General features: G+C 71.5%; 5 protein-coding genes. 4 read left to right on the forward strand and 1 reads right to left on the reverse strand.

What is annotated here, in order from left to right; translation table 11 throughout:
• On the forward strand, positions 1-726 hold a 726-nt coding region (locus AC5LUJ_RS08240), incomplete at its 5' end, for a polysaccharide deacetylase family protein (protein ID WP_493464736.1).
• A 78-nt stretch (positions 727-804) separates the two neighbouring features.
• Here the strand turns inward: AC5LUJ_RS08240 and AC5LUJ_RS08245 are convergent.
• Entirely contained in the window at positions 805-2373 is a 1569-nt protein-coding gene (locus AC5LUJ_RS08245; protein WP_250283124.1) for an aldehyde dehydrogenase family protein, read from the reverse strand.
• Between the two features lie 511 nt (positions 2374-2884).
• Here AC5LUJ_RS08245 and AC5LUJ_RS08250 point away from each other — a divergent pair.
• From AC5LUJ_RS08250 to AC5LUJ_RS08260, 3 genes are all read left to right on the forward strand, one after another.
• Positions 2885-3586, forward strand: a complete 702-nt coding sequence (locus tag AC5LUJ_RS08250) for a response regulator (protein ID WP_250283122.1) — start codon at positions 2885-2887, stop codon at positions 3584-3586.
• A gap of 386 nt (positions 3587-3972) precedes the next feature.
• Positions 3973-5490 carry a hemolysin family protein gene (locus AC5LUJ_RS08255; protein ID WP_250290499.1) on the forward strand — a complete coding sequence of 506 codons (1518 nt, stop codon included), beginning with the start codon at positions 3973-3975 and terminating at the stop codon, positions 5488-5490.
• Entirely contained in the window at positions 5487-6566 is a 1080-nt protein-coding gene (locus tag AC5LUJ_RS08260; RefSeq protein WP_250284870.1) for a hemolysin family protein, read from the forward strand. Before AC5LUJ_RS08255 ends, AC5LUJ_RS08260 begins: the two co-directional genes overlap by 4 nt.
• The last annotated feature ends 13 nt before the right edge of the window (positions 6567-6579 follow it).

Raw genomic sequence — 6579 nt, forward strand, 5'->3', positions numbered from 1 at the left:
GGCTTCGTCCGGGCGGTCGCGGGCGCTGGTGCCGCCGCGCTTCTCACCCATGCGGTCCCCTCGGTGGCCACCCTGCGCCGGCTGCGGCTCCACCTGATGCCCGGGCTCGCCGGGATCGGCGCGCCGGACCACGTGGCGCTCACCTTCGACGACGGCCCGGACCCGGCGTCCACCCCGCTGTTCCTCGACGTGCTGGCCGAGCTGGACCTGCGGGCGACCTTCTTCGTCCTCGGGACGATGCTGGAGCGCGCGCCACACCTGGCCGAGCGGATGGTGGACGCCGGTCACGAGCTGGCCGTCCACGCCTGGGACCACCGGCCGATGCTGCTGCGCGGGCCGCGCTCCACCTACCGGCAGCTGTACCGGACCCGGGAGCTGATCACGACGGTGGCCGGGCATCCGCCGCGGTTCGCCCGGCCACCGCACGGCATCCTGTCCGCGGGGTTCCTCCTCGCAGCCCGCCGGCTGGAGCTGACCCCGGTGCTGTGGACGGCCTGGGGCCGGGACTGGACGTCGACGGCCACGCCGCTGACCGTCCTCGACACTCTCGCCCCGGACCTGCGCGGCGGCGGGACCGTCCTGCTGCACGACTGCGACTGCACGTCCGCGCCGCGGGCGTGGCGCAGCGCCCTCGGCGCACTGCCCGAGCTTGCCGCCCGCTGCCATGACCTGGGCCTTCGCCTCGGCCCGCTGGCCGAGCACGGCCTTCGCCCCGGAATCATGTGATCGCATCCTGCTGGACCGCGGAACGAGGGAACAAACGGTCGCCCCGGTGGTCGTTCACGTACTCGCTTCCCAGGAATGTCAGGTCTCCGGGTACAGCGAGTAGCCGGGGAAGTTGCCGTACAGCCGCTCCCCGGGGTCGCTGCCCACGGTGACGGCGTGCACGAGGTGGTCGCCGCCGACGAAGGCCCCCTTCCAGGACGCGCCGCGGCCGCCGAACGGCTCGTCCCGGTCGCCCCGGGACCGCGGCTTGTTGATGCCGATCTTGAACGCCCGGATCTCGCCGCTGAGCCGCTGGGCGAGCGTCTCGTCGTCGCAGGCGAGCGAGGCGACCAGCGCACCGTTGGAGGCGTTCATCGCGGCGAGGAGCTCGGCCTCGGAGTCGACCACCACGATCGTGTCCACCGGGCCGAACGGCTCGGCATGGTGCAGCGCGCACGACGGCGGGGGAGCGAGGATCGCCACCGGCGGCACGTAGGCCGAGGTGTCCTGCCCGGGCACGAAAGCGCCGTCGGCGATCGCCCCCCGGTACAGCGGCACACCGCCCTTGCTGATCGCCTCGTCGATCTTCCTGGCGAGCTCGGCGGACTTCCCCGCGTTGATGACGGGCCCGTAGTCGAGTTCGGGCAGCGGGTCGTCATCGTGCGCGACGGCCAGCGGATGCCCGAAGCGCACCGATGTGACCACGGGCAGGTAGGCCGCGAGGAACTGGTCGAAGAGCTGGCGCTGGACGACGTAGCGGGGGTACGCGGTGCAGCGTTGCTTGCCGTACTCGAAGCCCTTTTTCAGGTGGCTGGCCAGCAGGTCCCACTGGGAGAACTCCCAGATGCCCCAGGTGTTGAGGCCCTCCTGCTCCAGGAAGTGCCGTTTGCCGGTGTCGACGAGTGCCGCGGCGACCTGCCCGCCGGCGGAACGCCCGCCGACGAACGCCAGGCAGCCGATCTCCGGTGCCCGCACCAGCGCGCTCGACAGCCGGGAGCCGGACCCGGACACCAGCGCCACCGGGAGCCCGGCGCGGTGCGCCAGCGCGCAGGCGAGGGTCAGGCAGGCCGCCCCGCCGTCGGTCGGGGTCTTGGCGATCGCGGCGTTGCCGGCGAGCACCTGCACGAGCATGGCGTGCATGAGCACGCTCATCGGGTAGTTCCAGCTCGCGATGTTGCTGACCGGGCCGGGCAGCGGGCCGCGCCCGTCGATCATCCGGTCGATCTCCTCGAGGTACCAGCGGACGCCGTCGAGCGCGCGGTCGACGTCGGTGCGCGCCAGCCGCCACGGCTTGCCGATCTCCCAGACCAGCAGCAGCGCGAGCAGGTCGCGGTGATCGTCCATGGCGTCCACCGCGGCGGTGACCCGCGCCCTGCGCTCGGGGAGCGGTACGTCCCGCCAGTGTTTGTGGTCGTCGAGGGTGGCGCGGATCGCCTCGCGCGCCTCGTCCGGTTCGATCATCGGCGGGCCGGCGATGGGCGAGCCGTCAACCGGGGTGACGCTGCGCAGCGGCTCTCCGGTGCGGCGCCACTGGCCGCCCCACAGGTTGCGCAGCCGGTCCGGGCCGAAGGCCTCGGGCGCGGCCTCGTGGCATCGGGCGTACGCCTCGGACCAGCTGTTACCAGGCTTGACGTGACGATGGAACGTGTTGCGGGAAGGTGTGACCATGACCACAGGCTGCCCGTGATCGGCCCTGAGCGCTACCGGCGCCACACCGCGAAGTGCGAGCGGCCGGGGCTCGGCCGCGAGCGGCGGGTGGCATGCCGGGCGTTCGGGCAACGGCGGCGAGTATCGTCATCTGGGCGTCCAAAATATTACACAGAGTAGTTGTTGCGACGGCGGGCTCGGTGCCGAGCTCACTCTCGTGGGCCTGTTGGCCATGGTCGCGGGCCCGTTGGGGGATGTGTCATATGCCCAGTTCGGGGTTGATGATTCGCCCTCTTCGCGGGTATGGTGACGGTGTGTCGTCAGCGTCATAGCAAGCGCCGTAGCAGGAAGGCGGCGCGTATCATTCCGATATGTCGGAAGCGGTATCCGTGCATGACTCGATCGGTGCCGGTGTGGAGACACGGCTCTGTGTAAGTACCCCATCACATAGAGTGGGCACATGCGTCGATCGCAGCTCGTCCGCCCGGCAGCCCGTTGTTGGACCATCCGTGCCAGATAGCTCCGATCTGTGATGATGATTGGTGTTCTGCCACCTGTGGCACCTCAGTCCGAGCCCATCCGGGTGCTCGTGGTCGACGACCATGAGCTGTTCCTCCAGGGTCTGGAAACCGTTCTTGATCTTGAAGAGGACATCACCGTCGTCGGTCGCGCCGGCGACGGCCGACAGGCCGTCACGATAGCCACGGGAACCACGCCGGACATCGTCCTGATGGACGTCCGGATGCCCTACCGCGACGGCATCGACGCGGCGAGCGCGATCAAGCGTGAGGTGCCGACCGCGAAGATCGTTATGTTGACGGTCAGCGACGACGAAACCGATCTTTTCGAGGCGATCAAGGCGGGGGCGGTCGGTTACCTCCTGAAGTCCATCCCCCCGCACGAGGTGGCCAGCGCGGTCCGCGCGGTGCACAACGGGCTGAGCCTGATCAGCCCGTCGATGGCGTCCAAGCTCATGGTCGAGTTCGCCGCGCTCGCCCGTGGTTCCGAGGACCGGCCCAGCCGGGTGCCCGCACCCCACCTCACCGCCCGTGAACTGGAGGTCCTCAAGCTGGTCGCGGAGGGGCGGGCCAACCGGGAGATCGCCCGGAAGCTGTTCATCAGCGAGAACACGGTCAAGAACCACGTCCGCAACATCCTGGACAAACTGCAGCTGCACTCGCGGATGGAGGCTGTCATGTACGCCGTCCGGCAGGGCCTCTTCGAGATCGAATAGCGCGGGGCCGAACAGGGCGGGGCCGGCCAGGGGCTCCCCCTGGAGCGTGTTGGTGAACCGTGTTTTCCGCGCGCTTCCGGGCCCCGCTCCGCGGGCCGGCCGTCATCGTGGCCGAGGCGTCGCGGGCTGGGGGAGCGTGGGGGCACGTACGGCGCGCGGGCTGCTCCGACCTGTTCGGACGGCTGTCCAAGGCGGCCGGACGCGGGCATCCTGGTGATGTGTACGTGCAGGCGCCCCGCGGGAGCACTCGGGCACCGCCGGTGGGCCGCCTTCCCGCCCGCGGCGGGTTCTGTCACGCCTACCTCCGAGAGGGCCATGCCTAGTCCCGATATACCCAGTCATAGTCCGACGCCTGCCCTGGACCGGGCCGACCTGGGCAGGCGACAGTGATCGAGTGGCTCCTCATCCTGATCAGCGTTGTGCTGGTCGGGGTCTGCGGCGTTTTCGTCGCCGCCGAGTTCTCCCTGGTGACGGTCGACCGGATGACCGTCGAACGTGCCGCGGCAGCCGGTGACCGCAGGTCCGGAGGCGTCCTCAAGGCGCTCACGAAGCTCTCGACCGAGCTCTCCGGCGCACAGCTCGGCATCACCATCACCAACCTGGCGATCGGGTTTCTCGTGGAACCGGCGATCGCGCGCCTGCTCCACGGCCCGCTGAAGGCCGCCGGGATACCCGCGGGAATGGCCACCGGCGTCGCCGTCGCGATCGCCGTGCTGCTCGCCACGGGCGTCACCATGATCTACGGCGAGCTCGTCCCGAAGAATCTCGCGGTGGCCCGGCCGCTGGCGACCGCGCGGATGGTGCAGGGGTTCCAGCGGGGGTTCAGCCGGGTGGCCGCCTTCCTGATCCGCCTGCTCAACGGCGCCGCCGAGGCTCTGCTGCGGCGGCTGGGCATCGAGCCGCAGGAGGAGCTTGCCTCGGCCCGCTCCGCGCAGGAGCTGTTCTCCCTGGTCGGCCGGTCCGCGGAGCAGGGCACGCTCGCGCCGGAGACCGCGACGTTGCTGCAACGCTCGCTGGCGTTCGGGCACAAGCAGGCCGCGGACGTCCTAACCCCCCGGGTCCGCATGTGGACGGTCGGGGCCGGTGACCCGGTCAGTGAGGTGATCGCGCTCACCCGCCGGACCGGGCACTCGCGTTTCCCGGTCGTCGGGCAGGACCTCGACGACGTGGTCGGTCTGGTCCATGTCAAGCACGCGGTCGCCGTCCCCGAGGACGACCGGGGCGTCGTGACCGTCGGCGACGTGATGGTCCCTCATCTGAGCGTGCCGTCCACGATCGAGCTCGACCCGCTGCTGGAGACGCTGCGCCGCGGCGGGCTGCAGATGGCGGTCGTCATCGACGAGTTCGGCGGCACGGACGGCCTGGTCACCATCGAGGACCTGATCGAGGAGCTGGTCGGCGACGTCGTCGACGAGCACGACCGGGTCGGGCTGCGCGCGGCCCGGCGCCGGGACGGGACGTGGCTGCTCTCCGGCCTGCTCCGCCTCGACGAGGTGGCGCAGACCGTCGGCGTCCACCTGCCGGTGGACGAGGCGTACCAGACGCTTGGCGGGCTTGTCGCCGACCGCCTCGGCCGGGTGCCGGTCGCCGGCGACGCGGTCGAGGTCGACGGCGTCACCCTCACCGTCCAGCTCATGGACGGCCGCCGGGTGGACCGGGTCCGTCTGGTTCCCGCGCACGTCCGTGCCGACGGCGAGCCTCCAGCGGATGGCGGCTCTTCTACGGCTCCTACGGGAGGTGGCCCTCCCGCGGGCGGCGAAGCCCCCAGGGATGAAGCCCCCAGGGATGAAGCCCCCAGGGACGGTGGCCGTTCCGCGGATGACGACCGTTCCGGGAACGGCGGCCGTCCCGGGGGCGGGTGGTGCGGCTCCGCCGCCCCGGACGCGATGGGGGCGCTGCGGTGAACGTCCCGCTCGCGCTCTTCCTCACCGTCGTCCTGCTGCTCGCCAACGCCTTCTTCGTGGGAGCCGAGTTCGCGCTGATCTCGGCCCGGCGCAGCGCTATCGAGCCGCTGGCACGGGCCGGTTCGGCCCGTGCGCGGATCACGTTGCGCGCGATGGAGGAGGTCTCCCTGATGCTGGCCGGCACCCAGCTGGGGATCACTGTCTGCACCCTGGGGCTCGGCTCGCTCGGGGAGCCCGCGGTCGCGCACCTGCTCGAAGGCCCGCTCGAGGCGGCCGGGATGCCGCACGCCCTGCTGCACCCGGTCGCCCTCACCGTCGCCATGACGGCGGTCGTGTTCCTGCACGTGGTCATCGGCGAGATGGTGCCCAAGAACATCGCCCTGGCCGGGCCGGACCGCGGCGCCCTGCTGCTCGTCCCGCCCCTCGTCGGCATCGTGCGCTACCTGCGCCCGGCGATCGCGGCCCTGAACGCGGTCGCCAACCTCAGTCTGCGCGTCGTCCGGGTGGTGCCGAAGGACGAGGTGGCCAGCGCCTTCACCCGCGACGAGGTCGCCGGCTTCGTCGAGGAGTCCCGCCGGGAGGGGCTGCTCGACGCCGACCAGCACGGGCTGCTCTCCGGGGCGCTGCACTTCGACGAACGCAGCGCGCGCAGCGTCCTGCTGCCTCTCGACAGCCTGGAGACGGTCGAGGCCGGGGTCACCCCCCGGGGGGTGGAGGCGATGGCCGCCCGGACCGGCTTCTCCCGCTTCCCGGTCCGGGCGGCCACCGGCGAGCTCATCGGGTACCTGCATCTCAAGGACGTCCTGGAAACCAGCCCGCGCAAGCGGGCGGCGCCGGTCCCCACCAAGTGGGTCCGCCCGCTGGCCAGGGTCGGTGCCGACGACCGGCTCGCGACGGTGCTCGCCACGATGCAGCGCAGCGGGGCGCACCTGGCCCGGGTCACCGACCAGGGAGGACGAATCCTCGGGGTCGTCGCGCTGGAGGACGTCCTGGAGGAGCTTGTCGGCGAGATCCGGGACGACAACCAGCCGGCCGCCCAGGCGGGCAGGCTCTCGGGTGACTCGGCCCTCGGGTGACCCGGCCCTCGGG

This window comes from Protofrankia sp. CiP1_Cm_nod3 (assembly GCF_982290655.1).

Coding starts and splice junctions, on each gene's coding strand:
- AC5LUJ_RS08245 (WP_250283124.1), bottom strand. CDS start 2,373: ATGGTCACACCTTCCCGCAACACGTTCCATCGTCACGTCAAGCCTGGT.
- AC5LUJ_RS08250 (WP_250283122.1), top strand. CDS start 2,885: ATGATGATTGGTGTTCTGCCACCTGTGGCACCTCAGTCCGAGCCCATC.